Source organism: Pseudooceanicola aestuariicola, from assembly GCF_045763785.1.
GTDB lineage: Bacteria > Pseudomonadota > Alphaproteobacteria > Rhodobacterales > Rhodobacteraceae > Pseudooceanicola.
Window position 1 is genome coordinate 1 of the sequence record NZ_JBJGSF010000012.1, and the last position, 18,718, is coordinate 18,718.

The 18,718-nt window shown below is 60.8% G+C and carries 33 protein-coding genes; 16 read left to right on the forward strand and 17 right to left on the reverse strand.

Annotated elements, in window-relative coordinates; all coding sequences use genetic code 11:
* Nucleotides 1-157: 157 nt before the first annotated feature.
* Nucleotides 158-1,114, forward strand: a complete 957-nt coding sequence (locus tag ACI3GR_RS19230) for a tyrosine-type recombinase/integrase (RefSeq protein WP_407496784.1) — start codon at nt 158-160, stop codon at nt 1,112-1,114.
* A gap of 7 nt (nt 1,115-1,121) precedes the next feature.
* Here ACI3GR_RS19230 and ACI3GR_RS19235 read toward each other — a convergent pair whose 3' ends face one another.
* The 15 genes from ACI3GR_RS19235 to ACI3GR_RS19305 all read right to left on the reverse strand — a co-directional run bounded on the left by ACI3GR_RS19235 (nt 1,122) and on the right by ACI3GR_RS19305 (nt 7,184).
* Nucleotides 1,122-1,322, reverse strand: a complete 201-nt coding sequence (locus ACI3GR_RS19235) for a hypothetical protein (RefSeq protein WP_407496785.1) — start codon at nt 1,320-1,322, stop codon at nt 1,122-1,124.
* A gap of 14 nt (nt 1,323-1,336) precedes the next feature.
* Nucleotides 1,337-1,786 (reverse strand): hypothetical protein, encoded by a 450-nt coding sequence (locus tag ACI3GR_RS19240; protein WP_407496786.1) that lies wholly within the window; start codon nt 1,784-1,786, stop codon nt 1,337-1,339.
* Nucleotides 1,787-1,811: 25 nt separating this feature from the next.
* Complete coding sequence (locus ACI3GR_RS19245; RefSeq protein ID WP_407496787.1) at nt 1,812-2,573, reverse strand: phosphoadenosine phosphosulfate reductase domain-containing protein; 762 nt, start codon at nt 2,571-2,573, stop codon at nt 1,812-1,814.
* A 15-nt stretch (nt 2,574-2,588) separates the two neighbouring features.
* Nucleotides 2,589-2,927, reverse strand: coding sequence for a DUF3307 domain-containing protein (locus ACI3GR_RS19250; RefSeq protein ID WP_407496789.1), 339 nt, complete (start codon nt 2,925-2,927; stop codon nt 2,589-2,591).
* A 24-nt stretch (nt 2,928-2,951) separates the two neighbouring features.
* Nucleotides 2,952-3,272, reverse strand: a complete 321-nt coding sequence (locus ACI3GR_RS19255) for an ASCH domain-containing protein (protein WP_407496791.1) — start codon at nt 3,270-3,272, stop codon at nt 2,952-2,954.
* A complete protein-coding gene (locus tag ACI3GR_RS19260) occupies nt 3,221-3,448 on the reverse strand; it encodes a MerR family transcriptional regulator (RefSeq protein ID WP_407496793.1) in 228 nt (75 codons plus the stop codon). Before ACI3GR_RS19260 ends, ACI3GR_RS19255 begins: the two co-directional genes overlap by 52 nt.
* Nucleotides 3,449-3,521: 73 nt before the next feature.
* Entirely contained in the window at nt 3,522-4,292 is a 771-nt protein-coding gene (locus tag ACI3GR_RS19265; protein WP_407496795.1) for a DUF2303 family protein, read from the reverse strand.
* 44 nt (nt 4,293-4,336) lie between these two features.
* Complete coding sequence (locus ACI3GR_RS19270; RefSeq protein ID WP_407496797.1) at nt 4,337-4,732, reverse strand: hypothetical protein; 396 nt, start codon at nt 4,730-4,732, stop codon at nt 4,337-4,339.
* Between the two features lie 26 nt (nt 4,733-4,758).
* Nucleotides 4,759-5,016, reverse strand: coding sequence for a hypothetical protein (locus ACI3GR_RS19275; protein ID WP_407496798.1), 258 nt, complete (start codon nt 5,014-5,016; stop codon nt 4,759-4,761).
* Complete coding sequence (locus ACI3GR_RS19280; RefSeq protein ID WP_407496800.1) at nt 5,013-5,357, reverse strand: hypothetical protein; 345 nt, start codon at nt 5,355-5,357, stop codon at nt 5,013-5,015. Before ACI3GR_RS19280 ends, ACI3GR_RS19275 begins: the two co-directional genes overlap by 4 nt.
* Nucleotides 5,354-6,094 (reverse strand): hypothetical protein, encoded by a 741-nt coding sequence (locus tag ACI3GR_RS19285; protein WP_407496802.1) that lies wholly within the window; start codon nt 6,092-6,094, stop codon nt 5,354-5,356. The genes ACI3GR_RS19280 and ACI3GR_RS19285 overlap by 4 nt, the downstream gene beginning before the upstream one ends.
* On the reverse strand, nt 6,091-6,402 hold the full coding sequence (locus tag ACI3GR_RS19290) for a hypothetical protein (RefSeq protein ID WP_407496803.1): 312 nt from the start codon (nt 6,400-6,402) through the stop codon (nt 6,091-6,093). The genes ACI3GR_RS19285 and ACI3GR_RS19290 overlap by 4 nt, the downstream gene beginning before the upstream one ends.
* Before the next feature lie 2 nt (nt 6,403-6,404).
* Entirely contained in the window at nt 6,405-6,539 is a 135-nt protein-coding gene (locus tag ACI3GR_RS19295) for a hypothetical protein (RefSeq protein WP_407496805.1), read from the reverse strand.
* Between the two features lie 97 nt (nt 6,540-6,636).
* Nucleotides 6,637-6,966, reverse strand: a complete 330-nt coding sequence (locus tag ACI3GR_RS19300) for a hypothetical protein (protein ID WP_407496806.1) — start codon at nt 6,964-6,966, stop codon at nt 6,637-6,639.
* A complete protein-coding gene (locus ACI3GR_RS19305) occupies nt 6,963-7,184 on the reverse strand; it encodes a hypothetical protein (RefSeq protein ID WP_407496808.1) in 222 nt (73 codons plus the stop codon). Before ACI3GR_RS19305 ends, ACI3GR_RS19300 begins: the two co-directional genes overlap by 4 nt.
* A gap of 199 nt (nt 7,185-7,383) precedes the next feature.
* Between ACI3GR_RS19305 and ACI3GR_RS19310 the strand changes: the two genes are divergently transcribed.
* Nucleotides 7,384-7,941 carry a hypothetical protein gene (locus ACI3GR_RS19310; protein WP_407496810.1) on the forward strand — a complete coding sequence of 186 codons (558 nt, stop codon included), beginning with the start codon at nt 7,384-7,386 and terminating at the stop codon, nt 7,939-7,941.
* Here the strand turns inward: ACI3GR_RS19310 and ACI3GR_RS19315 are convergent.
* Nucleotides 7,919-8,485 (reverse strand): helix-turn-helix domain-containing protein, encoded by a 567-nt coding sequence (locus ACI3GR_RS19315; protein WP_407496812.1) that lies wholly within the window; start codon nt 8,483-8,485, stop codon nt 7,919-7,921. The two genes, ACI3GR_RS19310 and ACI3GR_RS19315, sit on opposite strands and share 23 nt — an antisense overlap.
* A gap of 98 nt (nt 8,486-8,583) precedes the next feature.
* Here ACI3GR_RS19315 and ACI3GR_RS19320 point away from each other — a divergent pair, with 98 nt between their 5' ends.
* From ACI3GR_RS19320 to ACI3GR_RS19360, 9 genes are all read left to right on the forward strand, one after another.
* Nucleotides 8,584-8,874 carry a hypothetical protein gene (locus ACI3GR_RS19320; protein ID WP_407496814.1) on the forward strand — a complete coding sequence of 97 codons (291 nt, stop codon included), beginning with the start codon at nt 8,584-8,586 and terminating at the stop codon, nt 8,872-8,874.
* A 70-nt stretch (nt 8,875-8,944) separates the two neighbouring features.
* On the forward strand, nt 8,945-9,346 hold the full coding sequence (locus ACI3GR_RS19325; RefSeq protein WP_407496816.1) for a hypothetical protein: 402 nt from the start codon (nt 8,945-8,947) through the stop codon (nt 9,344-9,346).
* A 174-nt stretch (nt 9,347-9,520) separates the two neighbouring features.
* Nucleotides 9,521-9,979: a hypothetical protein gene (locus ACI3GR_RS19330; RefSeq protein ID WP_407496817.1), complete on the forward strand. Its 459-nt coding sequence runs from the start codon at nt 9,521-9,523 to the stop codon at nt 9,977-9,979.
* Nucleotides 9,976-10,260, forward strand: a complete 285-nt coding sequence (locus ACI3GR_RS19335; RefSeq protein WP_407496819.1) for a hypothetical protein — start codon at nt 9,976-9,978, stop codon at nt 10,258-10,260. Before ACI3GR_RS19330 ends, ACI3GR_RS19335 begins: the two co-directional genes overlap by 4 nt.
* Nucleotides 10,257-11,066, forward strand: coding sequence for a DNA-methyltransferase (locus tag ACI3GR_RS19340; RefSeq protein ID WP_407496820.1), 810 nt, complete (start codon nt 10,257-10,259; stop codon nt 11,064-11,066). The genes ACI3GR_RS19335 and ACI3GR_RS19340 overlap by 4 nt, the downstream gene beginning before the upstream one ends.
* The gene (locus ACI3GR_RS19345; RefSeq protein WP_407496821.1) at nt 11,063-11,452 is read left to right on the forward strand and encodes a hypothetical protein; all 390 of its coding nucleotides are present in this window, start codon (nt 11,063-11,065) and stop codon (nt 11,450-11,452) included. Before ACI3GR_RS19340 ends, ACI3GR_RS19345 begins: the two co-directional genes overlap by 4 nt.
* Nucleotides 11,449-12,066, forward strand: a complete 618-nt coding sequence (locus tag ACI3GR_RS19350) for a hypothetical protein (protein WP_407496822.1) — start codon at nt 11,449-11,451, stop codon at nt 12,064-12,066. Before ACI3GR_RS19345 ends, ACI3GR_RS19350 begins: the two co-directional genes overlap by 4 nt.
* A 202-nt stretch (nt 12,067-12,268) precedes the next feature.
* The gene (locus tag ACI3GR_RS19355) at nt 12,269-12,850 is read left to right on the forward strand and encodes a hypothetical protein (RefSeq protein ID WP_407496824.1); all 582 of its coding nucleotides are present in this window, start codon (nt 12,269-12,271) and stop codon (nt 12,848-12,850) included.
* Nucleotides 12,847-13,668, forward strand: a complete 822-nt coding sequence (locus ACI3GR_RS19360) for a hypothetical protein (RefSeq protein WP_407496826.1) — start codon at nt 12,847-12,849, stop codon at nt 13,666-13,668. The genes ACI3GR_RS19355 and ACI3GR_RS19360 overlap by 4 nt, the downstream gene beginning before the upstream one ends.
* A 164-nt stretch (nt 13,669-13,832) precedes the next feature.
* On the opposite strand, the gene ACI3GR_RS19365 is transcribed toward ACI3GR_RS19360, so the two are convergent.
* On the reverse strand, nt 13,833-14,087 hold the full coding sequence (locus tag ACI3GR_RS19365; RefSeq protein WP_407496879.1) for a hypothetical protein: 255 nt from the start codon (nt 14,085-14,087) through the stop codon (nt 13,833-13,835).
* Between ACI3GR_RS19365 and ACI3GR_RS19370 the strand changes: the two genes are divergently transcribed.
* From ACI3GR_RS19370 to ACI3GR_RS19390, 5 genes are all read left to right on the forward strand, one after another.
* Nucleotides 14,079-14,237 (forward strand): HNH endonuclease, encoded by a 159-nt coding sequence (locus ACI3GR_RS19370; protein ID WP_407496877.1) that lies wholly within the window; start codon nt 14,079-14,081, stop codon nt 14,235-14,237. The genes ACI3GR_RS19365 and ACI3GR_RS19370 overlap by 9 nt on opposite strands.
* Nucleotides 14,238-14,396: 159 nt before the next feature.
* The gene (locus ACI3GR_RS19375; protein WP_407496827.1) at nt 14,397-14,834 is read left to right on the forward strand and encodes a P27 family phage terminase small subunit; all 438 of its coding nucleotides are present in this window, start codon (nt 14,397-14,399) and stop codon (nt 14,832-14,834) included.
* On the forward strand, nt 14,821-16,494 hold the full coding sequence (locus ACI3GR_RS19380; RefSeq protein ID WP_407496829.1) for a terminase large subunit: 1,674 nt from the start codon (nt 14,821-14,823) through the stop codon (nt 16,492-16,494). The genes ACI3GR_RS19375 and ACI3GR_RS19380 overlap by 14 nt, the downstream gene beginning before the upstream one ends.
* Nucleotides 16,491-17,768 (forward strand): phage portal protein, encoded by a 1,278-nt coding sequence (locus ACI3GR_RS19385; RefSeq protein ID WP_407496831.1) that lies wholly within the window; start codon nt 16,491-16,493, stop codon nt 17,766-17,768. Before ACI3GR_RS19380 ends, ACI3GR_RS19385 begins: the two co-directional genes overlap by 4 nt.
* Complete coding sequence (locus ACI3GR_RS19390) at nt 17,765-18,718, forward strand: S49 family peptidase (RefSeq protein WP_407496833.1); 954 nt, start codon at nt 17,765-17,767, stop codon at nt 18,716-18,718. Before ACI3GR_RS19385 ends, ACI3GR_RS19390 begins: the two co-directional genes overlap by 4 nt.

Here is an 18,718-nt window from a genome sequence, read left to right on the forward strand (position 1 = left end):
CCGTGTGGGGGCACCACCAATCAATTCAGCCATAATCAACCCCGCGCAAAACGGCGCATTTTAAGGGGTTTTGCTGCCCGCCTTGCGCATTGTGGATTGCCCTGACGCAAATTTGCGCGTTTTAATCCCCCAAAAATCACGCATCGTGGGGGATTTCTTGGCAACTATCTCGAAACATGGCGATCGGTGGCGTGCGCAGATTCAGCGGCGCGGCGTGCGCAAATCCAAGATATTCGCGCTGAAACGTGAGGCGCAGGACTGGGCGAACGAACAAGAGGCGGCGATTCTTGGCGGGGCCAAGGTTGCTGCACGGATGACCTTTGGCGATCTGCTGGCCCGCTATGGGGCCGAGGTGTCACCGACCAAACGCGGCGAACAATGGGAAGTAATACGCCTGGCCAAGATCGCGCGCGATCGCATCGGGGCGGTGCAGCTGGGCGATCTGTCGGCGGCGGATTTCGCGGATTGGCGGGATCGACGGTTGCGAGAGGTCGCGCCAAGTTCTGTGCGCCGCGAAATGAACCTGTTAGGGTCTGTGCTGTCTGTCGCCCGCGATGAATGGGGGGTGATCGGTGCATCGCCCATGAAGGGCGTGAGGAAGCCGAAAGAGCCGCCATCGCGCGAACGGCTTGTCACGCAGGATGAATTGGATCGCATGGCCTATGTCGCGGGCGATGATCTGAAACGAGCATCTGCGCGGGCCTATGCGGCGTTTCTGTTCGCGATCGAAACCGCTATGCGGGCAGGCGAGATTGTCGGGCTGACATCGGCGTCGGTGGATGTCGACCAGCGCGTTGCGCAGCTGGCGATGACAAAGAACGGCAGGGCGCGGGCGGTGCCGCTGTCTGCGCGGGCGATAGAGATTTGGCAATCGCTGCCAAGCGATGACTTTGCCCTGTCATCGCGGCAGCTGGATGCGTTGTTTCGGCGGGTGCGCGATCGGGCCATGGTGGATGACCTGGTGTTTCACGACAGCCGCCACACGGCGATTACGCGGCTGGCGCAAAAGTTGCATCCAATGGACCTGGCGCGGATGGTTGGGCATACCGATCTGAAAATGCTGTTGCGATACTACGATGAAAGCGCGGCGGATATTGCGAAGCGATTAGGCTAATCGGGGGTTAGTTGGAAAGTTTCAGGATCGGGCCGAGCCAAGGCGATTGAGCGACGTGTTCTGCGACCGTGATTGTCGGCTCGGAGCGTAGTTCCTCGATCGCCCTGGACTGCTGATCAAGCGCGGCGGCCGCGCGGATCAGAAGCGGGTCGCCGCCGTCCGTCTCATAAGCGCGAATGCGCAATCGCTCTGCATAGGTGAGTGACATGGTCGCCTCCGGGGTTAGCTGGAATGTTTCGGAACGTTGGCTGGGGCGAACAAACGGACCGATTTGATTTCGGCGGCATACTCCATAAAAGGCCAATCAATGTCGGCGTCGATATAGGCCGCGTATTTCGCCGCTGACCGGCTTTGCGCGCTGACGATGCTGCATCCGTCGTGATGCCGGAAGGTGATTGCGTAGCGCGCCGGGATCACGAGGTTTGAACGCATGTGATCGACCAGCGCGCGCTGCCCCGCTTTCGTGACGTGGAAGTAGACCATCCCGAATTTTTCGGTGCCGTTCGTCCAATGCGGCGACGCGCGCATCCGGTCTGCGGTGTTGCTGTTTGGGCTGGCCGCGAAGTAGTTGCGGTACGTTTCTCCCAAGACTTCATCCGGCCACGGACACCCAAGAGCGTGGTGTAGTTCGTGGAAGTGCTTATCCTCGATCCTGACGTCGCACTTTTGCATGGTCGCCTCCGGGCGTTTTCTGGAATTACATCGAACAGACGCGGCAAGCGCCTGTCATGGTGCGGCGTTCACCGCGAAACATATCAATTTGCTGGACGGTTCGGGGGGGCACTCGCCCCTTCTCAAATTCTTTTCGGAGATCTGCGAGGGCGGCTGGCCAAGTGTCTCGGCTGGCGTTTCGCAGCGTGTATTGCTTGCCGTGCAACTCGGAAATCCATACCTCAATCTGAACGCCCTCTTCGAACAGGTCCGGGTGCAGTTTCCAGAGGCGCCACCACTCGCCTAGCGTCTGGTGGTAACAGATGGCGCAATCGGTCCTGGCCGGAATGACTACGCCGCGATCATCCAAGAATTGCCAAACGTCGGCTTCGTTCATCCCCGCTTCTCGCAACGGAAACCGCAGGGTGATCCCGTTGCCCTGCTGAAAAACCATGCCCTGCCGTTCCTCTTCGTCGGCGCGCAGTCCAACGTAGGAAACGCACGGGGTTTGTTGGCCGAGCCAGCGATAGTACGGTTCCAGCTTCATTTTCCGCGTACACCAGCGGGCGCGCGGGTTCGGGAGCATCCGCTCGATCTTGGTCTTTTCGATCAGCCCGATGCCAATGGATACCGGAAGAATAGGTGCTTCGAGCAGGTCACGCAGCTTAACGATGTGGTCCAGCATATCGGGTAGTTCGTTGCCTGTCGGCGTCCAGACATACTGATAGTCGCGTGGCTCATTCTCCTTGAGCCACAGCGCCATCGCGGTGCTGTCTTTTCCTCCTGATAGGGCGACGATGTGCTGCATCCGATCCTCGGGGGATTACTGGAAAAACAGAATTGTGACCCAAAGCACCTTGCAGCCGATGTGCAGGGCTTGGTCGATGTTGACGGCCCGGTGGCCTGATCCGAACGCGCCGTCGCTCTTGAGGTAGTCGATCACGAAATGCACCAGCGTTTCGGCAAGACCCAACCAGATCGACCCGCTGATGATCCCCACAAAGCCGCCGTGGATCACGGAATGAGCGGCGAGAGATTGATACCAAGGGTATCCGCTCGGATGCGGGTCACGGTGGCTTTTCGTCGTGGCGATCCAAGTCGCCTGCACCGGGTAGTCGGCCAGCGCGTGCGCAAAGATCAGAAGGGCCAAGGTTTCGAGCATGTCGCCTCCGGCGTTTGTTGAAAATCAGTTCACAAGGATCGCGTAGACTTCGACCGGATCGGGGCCGAAATGCGGGTGCGTGATTTTAGTTTTGCGAAACCCGCGCCACGGGCGGCGCAGGTGGCGGGCGGTGTCGGTTTTGGCCGGATAGCCGCGCGTTAGGTTGATCGCGTCATAAGTTCGGCCCGCAAGGCGTTTGGTCCAGTATGGCGTCACTAGGCGATATTCTTCTGATTTTTCGCCGCTTTTAATCTGGTCGAAGAACACGCCTTTCAAGGGAATGTGCAGCGTGGTCATCGCCGTGCCTTCACGCGCCGGTTCGATCCGGTGCCGCGTTCCGTCCATTCGCCTTTGTCAACGCGGCGGTTGATCGTGCTGATGCTGACGCCTTCCGACTCTGCGGCCTCTTTTACAGTCATCCATCCGGGTTCCGGCGACAGCTGCCGCACCAGGTCGGTCAGCTGTGCGATCTGCGTTTCGAGGCGGGCGACATCATCGGTCGTGGCAAGATTGCTGGTCATTGTCATTCCATCCGGTCTGTCCATCGCTGGACCCTGACGGGCAGGATCCAGAAAAAGGCATCCGGCCTTTTGGTTAGCCGCGTTCGGGGGTGCCCTGATGTTTGGTCGAGAACTGAATTTCAGTTTCGCCCGTGTCGCGGTTCGTCTTGGCGCTAATTTCCGAGGTTTCCGACACCTGAAAATGCCGCGACATGGCCAGCAGCTGCGACAGGGTGCCGAACTTGCCATCAATCCGCAGGGCGGTTTCGATCAGGTCGTTTTCCCAAGGCTGGTTTTTGGCGTCTGGTTTTCGGTTGATGATCGCGGGCGTGGGCTGCAAGATTTCGTGGGCGTGCGATTCAATAAATTCGCCCATGTCATCCTTGGACATCATCACGCCATCAATTTGCATCCAGGCCTGCCATTCCTTCGACAGCGGGAACACATATTTGGCGCGGTGCTGACAGTGGCGGGCCGTGTCATCGCCTTTGTCGGGATCGATGTTTGGGGCGCCTTCCGCGTGATAATCGGCAATGCAGGTTAGGCTAGGCGACTGCATGGACGGGTCGGCATACATCACCGATGTGTCGCCTTTGAAGCGATTGGCCCATGCGATCAGGCTGTCTAGGTCTTTCATTTCGGCGGTGCCCTTGCGCGCATAGGGTTTGTGCCGCTGTGCTGCCGCGTGGATGGCGTCGGTCAGATTATGCAGGTTGCGGCCATCGGGCAGGGTGATCAGGTGCGTTTTGGCCAGCGCCGGGGCATCGGGCGTTGCGATTGTGTCGTGGTGGTCCAGTTCACGCAACACGTCGCGGATCACCTGGGCCGAGGATTCCGGCATATGTTCGGTTTCGAAATTTGACATGGTGGTTTTCCTTTTGGGTGGATTTGGGGATCGATCGGCGCGGGTTACGCCTGGTGGACTTCGCCCGTTTCCGGGTCATGCGGGGTGACATCGCGCACGCCGCCGTGCATCCGTTTCATCATCGGACTCATCAGGCTCATCTGCCCGTCAGCGTCGACATATGCGCCCGCGCTGGACGATGGTTTTTTCGGGGCCTTGAAATCGGCGTTGGCGGTCATGGTCAGATCGCCCACGCGGTTCAGTTCGTAGCTGACGGAAATCGTGAACCCGCCTTTGGCGTTTTTGTGGGAATATTCTTCCATGTGGTCCTGCATGTCGGTCAGCATCTTTTTGTGATCGCGCATGAAGGCCGACAGAAATTCGCCGCCGTTGAACAGGGTGAACAGCTGCTGAATGTCGTGGATCGAATAGGGGTCATGCGGGTGGGTGTCGGTGTTCACGGGTCGTGTCCTTTCGGGTTGGTGGGTTAGCGTTGCGGGGCGATGCGCCCGGCCCATGCGTCAAATTCGGTGCGCAGGGCGTCGAATACGCGGGCCGCGATCGGGTCGGTGTCGAGGTTGCGGCGGCTGTGCACGCCGCAGACGGTGCGCAGATAGTCGGCGGTTTGCGCCTGATCGAACTGCTGGCCGGGCTGGCCCGATCGCATCGCGGCATATCGTTGAAAGGCGATGTCGTTGCAGAGGATCCCGGCGCGGCGGGCCAGCGGATTAGGGTGGGCGGTCATGCTGTGCTCCCCGGTTTCGAGTTCAGAATATCGACCGCCGCGAAAATCTTGTTCATCGCAGTGTTGCGGCGGGCCAGTGCATCCGCGCGGGATGCGTCGGTTGCGTTGGGGTCGTAGATGTCGGCGGTCGCGCGCAGGTAGGCTGTGCAGGCGTCCGCGTCGAGTTCGGCCATTTCGTCAAGCCAGGTCGTCATCCCGTAAGACACGAATGTTGCGCCGGTGATCCGCAGGGATTGCGTCGCAACTTCTGTGGCGCGGATCAGGATTTCGCCCACGGCGGTTTGCATCGCGAATTGCGTTTCGCGATCAGGCCGGATCACGGGTTTGCGGGGGTCGATCATGCGGCTTGCCTTTCGATGTGGTCGCCCCATTGCTGCGCAGCAGCTGCGGCGATGCCGGGGTAGGTGGCGCTGCGGATTTTCCAGCGATCGGCACCGGGCGGGCAGCGATGCACCGCCGACCAGCGTTTGTGATCCGGCGTGCCGGGCTTGGGCGGGGTCAAGCGGTTGGTCGCGACCAGCGGCGGCAGGTCGTTCAAATAGAAGCTGGTGGCCTTGAACGCGGGATTTCCGAAATGCCACGGCTGGACCGTTTGCGCGGCGGGCTGAAAATTTTTGATCCGGGTTTTGGCGTGCGGGTGCATCACCGGATTTTCAATCGCCCGATGCGGAATCGGGGCGTTCCAGCAATCCGAGAACAGGGCAGCGCCCTGATCCAGATGGTTCCACATGATCGCAAGGCGCTGCTGTTTATCCAGATCGGGCCAAGCGGCGATTTCAGCGGGTGTGGCGTCACGCGGCGGGTTTTTGGGTGGGTCGATCAGCCAACGCAAGCCGCTGTTGCACAGGCGCGTGCAGGGCGGGTGCATGACGCACAGCAAATCCCATTCCATGCCGATCACGTCCCGGATGTCGCCCTGAATATGGCGATTCGTGGCATCATCGGCGGGCAGCAGATCGCAGGACCATGCGTCAAAGCCCTGATCCAGAAAGGCCCGGCGCATCTGGCCGCTGGTTTCGCAGCCGATCAGAACTTTGATGTCGGCGCGGCGGGATATGGATCGCAGATAAGCAGTCATGCAGCCATTGCCCCCATTTCCAAGGCGGTCGCGCAGGGGTCGGGCAGGTGCCGGAAGGTGGCGCGCATGTTGCGATTGATGTCTGCGACCATGGCGGGCGGCAGCTGGTGCATCCAAAGCCCGGTCACGGCGGATTCGCGCGGGTAGTAGAGCCATCCAAGCTGATGCAGTTCCGCAAGAAACGCGGTCGCGGTCAGGGCGTCGGTCGGTGTCGTGAAAGTGACCGCCGGGCATTCGGGCCGGGTCGTGCCGCCGGGGCAGGCGCAATCTGGCAGATACGGGCAGTCGAGGCTGGCGCGCGTGGTCATGATCAGCCCCACACAATCCATGCGAACAGCAAGATGGTCGCGCAGGTCACAAGGTGGGTTGCAAAACGGTATTGGCGGTTATCGCCGCCCCAGAGTTTGAACAGCAGCCATCCGGGTTTGCGGTCATTGTCGGGCATGTGATCGGGCCTTTATCGAGGGTGAAGAAAAGGGCCGGGGTGACGAGCAGATCAACCCCGGCCAAGTGTCCGGTGCAGGACAGCGCCGGATGTTCGGTCAGCCGCTGGCAGTCTGGCGATCGGGTCGCGCGGCCAGCGGGGCAATCGGGGGGTGCACGGTGATAAAGCCATCGGACTCGACCGGAAAAGCGACCTGTTGGGCGGCTTTTTTCCAGTTGCGGATGGTTTCTTCCTCAGTTGCGCCGGATGCGCTGATGCCGTGCAGGCGCATTTCGCACAGATGGCTTGACCAGTTGTCGGTGTCGACCGGGCGCGGGGCGCAGTAGACGCCGCCCGTTTCGATGACTTCGTTGATGATCAGGTCTTTCTGATCATCAGGGCCGAGGCATTCCAGCGATGTCAAAAGCGCCTGCAGTCGATCAGTCATGCGATTTCCCCTTCATCCAGAATGGCGTCGACCAGGCTGTCGAACGCCGCTGTGTCTAGGAGTCGCCGCACCAGTTCGTTCACCGAAATGCCACGCTGATCTGCGGCGGGCTTGAGTTGGTGCAAAATGTCGTTTGGAACCAACACGGTGCGGCCATTTTGTTCGGCAGGCCGTTGCGGGCGGTCGTGGTTTTTTGCGTGTAGGGCAGTCGAAAGCATGGTTGCGCCTTTCATCTTGCGATGGCGCAACATTGCGAAAAACGCAACAAATCGTCAACACCGAAATTGTGCGATAAGCGCAAAATGACGCAATGCCGCGCCAAATCCGCCGATTCGTAATTGCGTTTTGCGGCCTTGACCTGCGGTCAATCCTTCGAAACCGTGCCTCAAATTTTAGCTATTCCTTGGGGGGGGCGTCGTGGCATTTGTCGTTGTTTTGGTCTTGTTCGGTTTGGCCCTTGCTGGGGTCTATATGGTGCTGTTTCGCCGGGGCAGGCGGCGGCAAGGTGTCTGGGTCACGCTGGCGGCGCTGGCGGGGATGCTAGGGGCTATCCTGTGGGATATGGACCGTCAGGCTGTTGCCGATGGCTGGGCGTCGTCTGACGATCGGATCGCGGCGCGTGACGCTGGATTTGATGAGCCGGACGCGTGGCGGGCACATCTGCAGAAAGAAGCCAAAGCGGCTGCAGAACAAGTGCGGAAGGCCGAAGAGGATCAGCGCCGTGCCGGTTTTCACTGTCTGTCAGCGTGGAGCGGCGCGCATCCTGAGTTTGTCGACATGGTGCGTGACCAGCTGCGCGACCCGTCCAGTTTTGAACATGTCGAAACCCGCGTCACGCCGGTTGATGAGGCGGGGCAGCACAATCTGTTTATGACATATCGCGCGGCAAATGGATTCGGTGGGCTGAATGTAGTAATCGCATCAGGGGTTTACGCGACAGACGGTTGCGCTGTTACGCTGGTGTCGCTTGAATAAGGCTGGGGGCGCGGGCGCTGCCGACAATCACGCCAACGATGCATAAGCTCTGATCAATCGGTTCGGGCGGCAGGGTGGGGTCGGCATAAACAAGATGCCCGCCGACGAACCTTGCGGGCGTTATGTTGCCGCTGCGGCTGGTGCGATCTACCAGCACAAGATCGCCCGTCGAGGGCGTCACCTGCGCCAGATCAACCACAATCACATCATTTCGCAACAGGCCAAAGGCCATCAATTCCCGTTGCACAAGAAATGACTCGGTGCGGTTGCGTCCTGGAGCCAGGTACGCGGCCAGGTCCGTCAATGCGGGCGTTGCGGGGGATATGCGGCTGACTATAGGGGTCGCGGTGCTGCTGTCTGGCAGGGGTACGCCGAAGTATTCCAGCAAGCCCGGCATTTCATTGGGCTGCACCTGGCGTTTTCCGGTCAGGATTTTACTTAGTTTCTGCTGGTCGATTCCCATAGCGCGGGCGATACGGGCCTTTTCGCCGCGTGCGTCCGTCAGCCGACGCAGGATCCAGTTGCCATCTATAACGTCGCTCATTTTGTGCAGATGCCCCCATAGCGGGTGCAGCGAATAGGGGTGAAATTCGCACATATCCTTCTTGACAGTATGTTGCGATTAGCGCAACAAATGGCCCTATGTTGGACCCTGCCCGCACAGTCATTGAAAAATTTGGTGGAATCAGCGCCGTGGCGCAGCTGACCGGGCGCGATCGGTCCAGCGTGCAGCGGTGGGGTGTTGCGAAAGAACGCGGCGGAACCGGCGGCATTATTCCCGCAGACCGTCATCACATTCTTTTGGCCGGTGCCCGCCTGAAAGGTATCGACCTGTCGCCCGCTGATTTCGTCGTTGAAGCGCGTATCCAGTTGGCGATGTCTGAACTTGTCGGGCGCGGCATTGGCGCTGCGGCGGGTAAGGATGCGGCCTGATGTGTCAATGTCGATCATGCCGCAAGCGTTGCGCACAAAAACCTTTCCACAAAGCAAATGAGGTTTCCTAATGGCTTACTCCGACTCCAAGGTTGTGCGGGGCATCTATGCATCGCTGGTGCAGGAATTTGGGGGCGGTGAAGCTGTCGCGGCGTTGCTTGGCGTGTCCAAGGCGACGGTTTCCAAGCAATTGAATGAGAACGCCGAAATCGCCTTTGTCCATGTGGCGAAGGTTGAAGACGCTGTGGGCCGCTATCCGCTGACGGACATGTTGGATGATCGACGGGGCGAAGCTGCCAAGGTTGGCGAACGTGCCCGCCTTGCCGAGTTGGTTGGCAAGGAATTGGGCGATGTCCCTGCCGCGCTGGTGCGGCTGGTCGTGGCGGGTGACAAAGACAGCATCCGAAAAGAGGCGCGCGAGGCGATGGAAGCCCTTGAACGCCTGGTGTGCAATCTGGACGCCGACGAATGATCGGCGGTTTGATTTCCCAAATTCGGGGGCGGTTTTCGAAGCACGCCGCCCCACGCTGCGACCAAGGGGCGCGGCGTTTCGAATGGTTCCCCCTTGGTACTGCCTCCCTCGTTGGAACTTGCGGGCGCGTCAAAACCTTCGGGCGTGCCCGCCTTTTTTCCGGGGTGGGGTGTCATGTCTGACATCTGGCAATCCGATGACATACGCGGCGCGATCGCGGCGGGCTGGTTGGTTGTTGGTGCCAGTATAGATCGGGTTTCGAGCCTGGCGGGCAGGCGTCTGGGGTATCTGGCGACAGCTTATCCCGAAACTTGGACCGCGCGGGCCACGCTGCAGCATCTTGGGAATGCTTATTTCTGGTATCAGGAATTCGGGCATTTCGGGGTCAAGACCGTATCGCCTGCATTGTTGGCGGCGATGGTCACGGGGCAGGACGGGTTTTGTGCGGATCAGGCGTCGACCTGGCAAGGCTGGTGTCAGCCTGTTCTGAATGCATCGGGGTTTGTCATCGTTCCGCCCGGCCCGCTGACCCGCGCCTGTCCGCATGTGCAGCGCGATGTCGTCACTGCGTTGTCGGGCAATCGTCGCGTGTTTGTCATGGCCGATGCGGTCGGTGCCCTGGGGGTGCTATGAGAGGATCCCGCCAGATCGCGCAGACCCGCCCGGTGCAGCCCGGCGAATTTGCCGAGGCCGTGGATCCCGCGATGTGCCGGATTCTGTGGTGTGCGGTTCTGCATGAACAATGGCGTTTGGCGCAGGGGGTCGGGTTTCAGGCGACCAGCGCCACGAAACACGCGGCGCGGGTTTGGTTCAAATCCAAGGATTTCGGCATGGTTTGCCATCTGGCCGGATTGGACCCGGCGCAGGTGCTGGCCAGCTACCGCGCGCAGGTCGAAAATCGGGGGGCGGCATGACGATCGAACGCGAAATCACAATCGGGAACATCCGCCTGATCCAGGGCGACATGACGCAGGTTTTGCCAGGTCTGGATCTGCAGGCCGACATGGTTCTGAGCGACCCGCCATATCGCATCGTCAAGGGCGGCAACAAGACAGGCGAAATGCGCGGCTGCATGTCGCGCGATCAATACGACAATTCGGGCGAGTTGTTCCCGATCGTGGAATGGCACGACATGGCCCCGCTGTTTTACAACGCGCTGGCCAAGGATGCCGACGCGGTGGTCATGACATCCGATCGCGAAGGGCACGCGGCGCGCACGGCGCTGCAGGACGCCGGGTTCGGGTTTCACCGAACGCTGATCTGGAACAAGGGCACGGCCACGCCGAACCGCTATTACATGCCCGATTGTGAGTTCGGGTTGTATATGTGGAAGGGCCGCGCGCGCACGATCAGCGATTGTGGCTCCAAGGCGCTGACCCGCTATCCGCACAGCGATGTGTCGCATCTGTATATCCCGAAATCGCATTACGTCGACGGACGCCGCCCGGCAGGCCATCCGACCGAAAAGCCTGTTGGGCTGCTGCGCAAATGGCTGACCAATTCGACCGATGCGGGCGGGCTGGTGCTGGATCCCTTCTTTGGGTCGGGCAGCACGCTGGTGGCAGCGGCGTTGTCGGGCCGTGCGGCGGTCGGGATCGAGTTAAACCCGATGTGGTTTGACGTTGCGGTCGCACGGGTGCGTGAGGCGGTCGAGGCGGCGCAATTTGACCTTTTTGAAAATCGCCCTGACAGCGCGGTGCAGGGGGCTTTGCAAGTATGACCCTGCTGAAACCCTGCAGTAAAAATGGCGTGGCACGGCATTTCCCGGTCGAGGATTTCCGCACCTACGCTGACCCGGAACTGTCGCGATCGGCCCCTTGGGTCGAGGGTGTTTGTTTCCTGCCCGAATGCGGGCGCGTCTTTTCCCCGTCGCGGTCGTGGCAAATTTACTGCTGCGCGGGGTGCGAGGCCAAGGGAAAGGCCGAATTGCGGCGCTATGGGCACAAGGCGGCGCTGGCGCTGCTGACCTGGCGCATGGGCAAATATGAAACCAACGACCCGGCGGTGCAGGCGACTGCGCGCGCAGCCCGGCGATTTGTCACGCATGTGCAATCGTCTTGGCTGGCCGATCGACAGGCGCGGGCAGAATTGAGGGGGCAGGGATGACTGAACCGCAGCTGCGCATCGTGGATCCATCAGATCGCCCGCTGTATCCGATCAGCGCGACCGACCGTCTGGACAGTCACTATTTCCTGCAATGGAACCTGAAACGCTGGCGCGGGTCGGATTTCCGGCGTCACGGCTATGCCGATCCAGAGGTCGGTTTCTTTGGCCGCGAATTGTTCGATCTGGCGCAGGATGAAACCCCGATCGGCACGCTGCCGAAAGAGGATGAGGCGCTGGCCTTCCTGCTGCGTCTGCCGATCAGCCGATGGTTGGAACTGCGCGCGCGCACGGTGTCGCCGCTGCATGGCTGGCATGAAGTGATTTGCGACAATGACCAGGTGCGGCTGGCGCATCCTGTCGTGACCGAAGTGGCGATCGCGGCGATGGACTCGCGCAAGAAGAACGACGCAAAGAACGCTGACGACCGGATGCGCAAGCGTCTGCAGACAATCGCCATGCACCTACGACAGAACATCCCAGGCGCGTCCCGTTTGGCTGAGAACGAAGAATATTTGAACAAGATCAGCGATTGGGTCGAGGCACGCTATCCCGGCGGCAGCGCCACGCAAAAGCGCATCACAGAGGCATTGAATGACCTGTCACAGCGTCCCTGATCCCGCCCTTGAAAGCCGCGCCAAATCTTCCGCCGGAAGAAATGAAAATTTTTGTGGAGGATTTTGGAAGTTTTTATTTTTTTCAAAAACCGCGCGGCTGAAAGGAAAAGAGAAGAAATCATAAGAAAAGAAAAACGCAGGTTTCGCCAAATATCGACCGTCACGCCTGGGGATAAGCGGGCACCAGTTGCAGGGGAAAAACATGGAAGGCGAAGAACTAAGGCAAGGCAAGGCGCGGGTCAGGGCCATCCTGATCGACCCATTGGAACGCCGGGGCATGAAGCGGAAACGCAATGTCAGCCAAGATGATCACGCACGTTTCTTAGACGGGTTGTCGGCGCGTCTGGCCTATATGGCCGAGGATCGATTGGCGGCGCTGGCCGAGGTTGTTGAACGCATGGCCACGGGCAAGCTGCAGGACATCTGGCCAAGTGAAGTGACGATCATCAACAACGCCCGGCGACTGCAGGCCCCGCCCGTGTCGCAGTCGCGCCTGGTGCGTACCTATCTGCAGTCAGCTGCGGGCGATGCAGCCGAGGCGGGCGGCTATCTGGTCGAACTGATGGCGTATCTGAAACGGGTCGGCAACGTGCCCGGTCAGTACGCTATGGACACGATCAGGAAAGAGGCTGACGACAACGCGCGGATGATCGAGCGGGTGACGATCGAACGAAAGCAGGGCAGGGCCAGCCCGCAGGATTTGCGGTTGATGCAGGATTACATGGCGGCGCTGCAGCTGTGCCTGGATATCCGCGCGGCCAAGGTCAAAGGGGAAGCGGCATGACCAGACATCAACGCATTGCGGCATTCGTCGGGCGTATCGAACGGGGCGAGGTCGAGGGCGTCACGACCGAAGCCGACCGCATCGCGGCGGTCAAGGACATGGGCGCATTGCCGCCGACCGTGGGGCCGGATGTGCAACAGACAGCGGCGCGGGGTCCGGTGCGCGTGTTCGACATGATCGGTCCGCACCCGGTGGGTGAAAACGGTGTCGAGTATGGGCCAGCCGGTCATCGGGGCCGCAAGACGGTGCAGCTGGCCGATGCCTTTGATGTCATGGCGGCACGGGCGGCGGCGCGCGGCGCAGGATCCCCGTTTACGGCGGAACAGATCGGCATGGGTCGTTTCTATCGCAACCTGGTTGAACGCTATGAAAGCGCGGGAATGCGCGCGTCATCTATGGATGCGACCACGCGCGGCGGCGGTGGGCCTGACGGGTTCATGGACGCGCTGCTGGCCGATCGGCAGCGCATCATGATCATCCGGCGGCGCATTGGCGATGGTGTGGCTTTGTCCATGCGCAAGGTCAGGCCATCGCGTCGGGCTACGCGCGGCACGACGCGCAGCGTGATCCTGGACCGGCGCGCGGTGGATGCGATCTGTCTGCAGGAAGCGACCTTGACGGATGTGTTGCGCGCCCACGGCTGGGCGGCAAACGGCACCAACTTCAAGGCGCTGACCCGTGCTGTCGGGCGAACGCTGGAACGCATGGCGGGGCCGATGCGCGGTCAGCCGGACCATTCGTTCACGTCCGATTTTGCGCGGTCTATCTGGGATGCGGCCAATGGTTCGGGTGATTCCGATACGGGCGATGCTAAATAACTGAACAGCAACAAGGGTTTGCAAGAAAAAGTTTGACGCTTTAGTCTTCGCGGCCTTACCAAATGTTCATCGTCAAGAAGAACGCCCAAGGGAAACCCTGGGCGTTTTTGCGTTGGAGTGTTTGGGGAACCCAAGCTGAAAGGGATGGTCATGTAATGCGCAAGCTATGCGCGGCACCAGGCTGCGAGGCGTTGGCGGTTCAGGGTCAGGCACGATGCCAAGACTGCCTGAACCGTCAGGCCGACCGCAGGCAGCAGCGCAAGGCAGCGATCAATCAGGCCCCCCACGTCATCGCTGCCCGCGCGCTTTACGCCGACCAACGATGGCAGACAGCGGCGCGACAGTTTCTTGAACGTCACCCGCTGTGCGTCGATTGCGCCGACCTTGGCGCGGTCGTTGCTGCGACGGATGTGGATCACATCACGCCCCACAAGGGCGATCGAAAGTTATTTTGGGACAGGTCGAACTGGCAGGCGCTGTGCCATGCCTGTCACAGCCGCAAGACCGCCCGCGAGGTCTGGCACCAGCCCACCGGGGGTGGGTCAAAAATCAAAGGGATACCGTCCTGACCGGCGGCCATACCTTTCTTTTTGTGCGGGGGGAATTGGGGAAAAAAGCCCATGGGTTCGAATTGGGCAATGATCATATTTCATGGGGATGATCATTTCAAAGCTGGCCGGGCGGCTGACCCTACCCCGGATTTTTTGCAACCTTGAAAGGGGAAAGACATGAAAGGTGCCAAGCCCAAAGTCACCAACGTCATCCCCATGAAGGGGAACGCGCCAAAGCCCGTGCCGCCTGCGCCCGATCTGATGAGCGAGGGCGGCAAAAAGGTTTGGGACCGTCTGGCCCCGGAAATGGTGCAGCGCGATCGGCTGGAGCCACATTACGAGGATATGTTCGCGGCCTATTGCGAGGCGGTCGCGGATTTCATCGAACTGACCAGCAATATCGCAGTCACGGGGCGGACGTACACGGTCGAAACGCGCAACGGGTTGCAGCAGAAAAAAACATCTGACTGGCAGTCGCGCCAGGATGCTTTGGGCAACATGACCCGGCTAGGGGCGATGTTCGGCATGACGCCAGTGGACGACGCCAGGCTGTCCGCTGGCGGTCAGATGGACCTGTTCGCAGAAATTGAGCGCAAGTTGCGTGGAACCGATTGATCACCCTGTCAGCCAATATGCGCTGCAGGTTTTAGAAGGGGAGATCGTCACCGGGCCGTTGGTGCGTATGGCGTGCGAACGGCATCTGCTGGATCTGGAAACGGGCGCAGATCGGGGCCTTTATTTCGACTGCCAAGCGGCCAGCATGGTCAACAATTTCGCGGGCCTGATCCGGCACACGACCGGGCCGATGGCCGGGGCCGCGCTGCAGCTGCAGCCGTGGCAGGTTTTCCGGCATGGGTCGGTGTTCGGGTGGAAGCGTCGGGAAACCGGGTTGCGCCGGTTCCGATCGACCTATCACCAGGTCGGAAAGAAGAACGGAAAGACGACCGACACGGCGGTGCCCATGCTGTTCACGCAGCTGTTCGATGGCGAGGGTGCGCCGCAGGGGTATTGCGCGGCGACGACCCGCGATCAGGCCAGTCTGCTGTTCAACGAAATGAAGCGGATGATTACCGGATCACCGCACCTGTCGCAGCTGATGAATGTCTACAAGACACAGATTCAGTCACCGCGAACAAACGGATTTATTGCGGCGCTTAGTCGTGACGGGAACAGCGCGGACGGGATCAACCCGCATTTTGCGGCGCGGGATGAGGTGCACCGCTGGACCGATCGGGAACTGGCAGACGTTGTGACCAATTCGATGCTGGCGCGGTCGCAGCCGATCGACTGGGCGATCACGACCGCCGGGGCCGATCGCGCGTCATTGTGTGGCGAGATTCGCGGGTACGCGGAACGGGTGCTGCGCGGCGATGTGACGGATGACAGTTTTTTCGGCTACGTGGCGGAACCGCCAGAGGATGCCGACCCAAGCGACCCGGCGACCTGGTACATGGGCAACCCGAATTTGGGGGTTGCCTTCACTGAAATGGATTTCAAGCGGATCCATGATGAGGCGCAGGCGATCCGGGGCAAGATGCCGAACTTTCGCCGGTTGCATCTGAACCTTTGGACGGAAGGCGCGCAAAGCTGGATTGGCCGTGACATCTGGGATCATGGCATGGCCGCTGCGCCGTTCGACATCGAAAGCCTGTTTGGGCGCAAGGCATGGGTCGCGCTGGACCTGAGCCGCACAACGGATTTGACAGCCATCGTGATCGCGGTGCCGATCGACGGGCTGATTTACCTGGTGACGTTTTCGTTCATTGCCGAGGGGCCGAACGGCAAAGGGTTCATCCAACGGGCGCAGTCGGAAAACCGCGATTATGTCGCCTGGCGGGATGACGGTTGGTTGGAAGTGCACCGGGGCGGGTCGATTGATGAGGATCAGATCATTGAGCGCATGAAGTGGATCCGCGCCAAGTTTGATCTGCAGGAAGTCGCCTATGACCGTTGGGGCATGAAGTATGTGGCGGGCGAGTTGGACCGCCTGCGGTTTCCGCTGGTCGAACATGGGCAGGGCTATGCCAGCATGTCGCCCGCGACGAAACGATTTGAACAGGCGGTGATCCGAAACCGCATCCGGCACGGGGGCAACCCGGTGCTGTCCTGGGCGGTCGGGAACGTGACGCTGGACCAGGACGCGGCGGAAAACGTGAAGCCGAACAAGAAGAAATCAACGGGTCGGATTGACCCGGCGGTCGCGGCTGTCATGGCCGTGGGCCGGGCCGAAGTTGGCGAAGGCAAAAGAACGATTAGGGATCTTACGATCGTATGAAACTGATGGGTCTGAACATCACCCGCGACCGTCCAGCGGCGCGCATCGAACCTGCGATCACTGGCCCTGTCGCCGCATCGGGTGGCGCATCGGGCAAGGCGCATCTGACAGAGGCCGGATTCGCCATGCCGTCGCGCCGCGTGGGCAACCTGCCGCGCGTGACGCCGGATGTGGCGGCGGGGCACGCGACCGTTTTGGCGTGCTGTCTGAACATCGCGGGCGATCTGGCAAAGGTGCCTTTGAAGCTGTGGCAGAAGGGTGTCGACGGTCAGGACAAACGCGTTCGTGAACATTCCGCCACCTATCTGCTAAATGTCGAAAGTTCGTCCGGCATTCCAGCTGCCAATGCGCGGTTTATGGCGGTTTATGCCTATGTGCTGCGCGGCAATGGGCATCTGTTTTCCCCGCGCAATGGGGCTGGGGAATTGATCGCGCTGGAAATGGTCGACAACGGCACCGTGACCATGCTGCGCAATGGGGCAGAACGGTTTTACGATTTTGAGGATTTGGCCGGGATCCGGCGGCGGGTGCCATCGCGGTCGATGGCGCATCTGCGTTACATGGCGACGGATGGCTGGCGCGGGCAGTCGCCGCTGACGGTTGCGGCGCAATCCATGGGTATCGCGATGGCCGCGCAGGATTCGGCGGGTCGCACGGCGGTTGGCGGCAATACGCACGGCGCGATCAAGATGGCTGACCATTTCGAGGATGAGGAAGCCAAAGAACGCGCCGCGCGCAAGGTCAAGACGGCGCTGGCCGATGCGTCTAATGGCGGCTGGATCATCCTGGGGGCCGAGGATTCGATTGATGCCTTGGATATGTCGGCATCCGATCAGCAGCTGCTGGAATCACGCAAGTTGGACCGCGAACAGATTGCCAGCATTTACCGGATGCCGATGTCGAAGCTGCAGATCCTTGAAAACGGTGTGAAGGCCAACGGGGAACAGCAGGCGATCGACTATAAAACCGACTGTCTGATGCATTGGTCGGTGCTGACAGAGGCGCAGCTGAACATGGCCGTGCTGACGCGCGGCGAACGGGAACAGGGGCTTTACCTGAAACACGATTTCGGGGCGCTGCTGGAACCTACCGTCAAGGAAAAATACGAGGCATTGGGGAAAGCGGTCGGCGGGCCGTTCATGCGCCCGAATGAAGCCCGCGACAAGCTGGGCCTGGATGCGGTGCCAGAGGGTGATTTGTTGAACCCGGCCCCGAACATGACGCGCGACGATCAGTCGGGCGGCGGTGACAGCAAGGAAGGATCAGACGAATGACCGATAACACGGTACGGGCTGCGATCGGGCAGGAACCTGTCGCCCTTTGCATGGATCACGCGGCGCAGCTGCTGGCCCTGCAGGTGACCCCGGATGCTGCCGCAGGGCAGGAAGGACCGGCGGCGCAGGATTCGGGCGGTGTGCGGATCGAACGCGGCGAACGCTTTGCCATTCATCGCGGTGTCGGCATCGTGCCGGTCAGTGGCGTGTTGACGCCGAACGCAGAAATCTATGAACGCTTTTTCGGGTGGGCGACCTATGCGGGCCTGGCCAATAGCGTGACTGAACTGGCGGCGAATGAGGATGTCGGCGCGATCGTTCTGGTGATGGACACGCCGGGCGGTCTGGTCCTGGGGATCCAGATGGCGGCGGAAGCGATCGCCGCCGCGCGGGCGGTCAAGCCGGTGCATATCCTGGTCAAACATATGGCGCTGTCGGCGGGCTATTGGCTGGCCAGCCAAGGCAGCGACATCACGGTGACGCCGGGGTCATGGGTCGGGTCGATCGGCGTGGCGGTGACGACGCACGCTTTTGTTCAGCCGGGTGTGTCGTCTGGTGTGCAGTTCTTTGATCTGTCGTCGACGCACGCCCGCGCCAAGCTGCCGAATGCGTCGACGGATGAGGGGCGGGCAGAAATTCAGCGCCGCCTTGACCAGATGGAATCCAATTTTCACGCGGCGGTCGCGGCGGGGCGCAACATTCCGCTGACCGATCTGACCGCGCGCCTGTCGGTGACGGATGACCCGCGTGATGGCGGCGCGCTGTTCTGGGGGCAGGAAGCGATCGACCGGGGCCTGGCCGATCGGGCCGAAACTGATGTGATGTTCTGGTCGCGGATGTTCGACCAATACAGCCCACGTCCGCAGGCCGGGCGGGGCAAGTCTGCGCGGGTCAGCGCCGCTGCCGCGCGGGCGGGTGCAGCTGCCGCCAAGGCGCGCGCCGCCATTTGA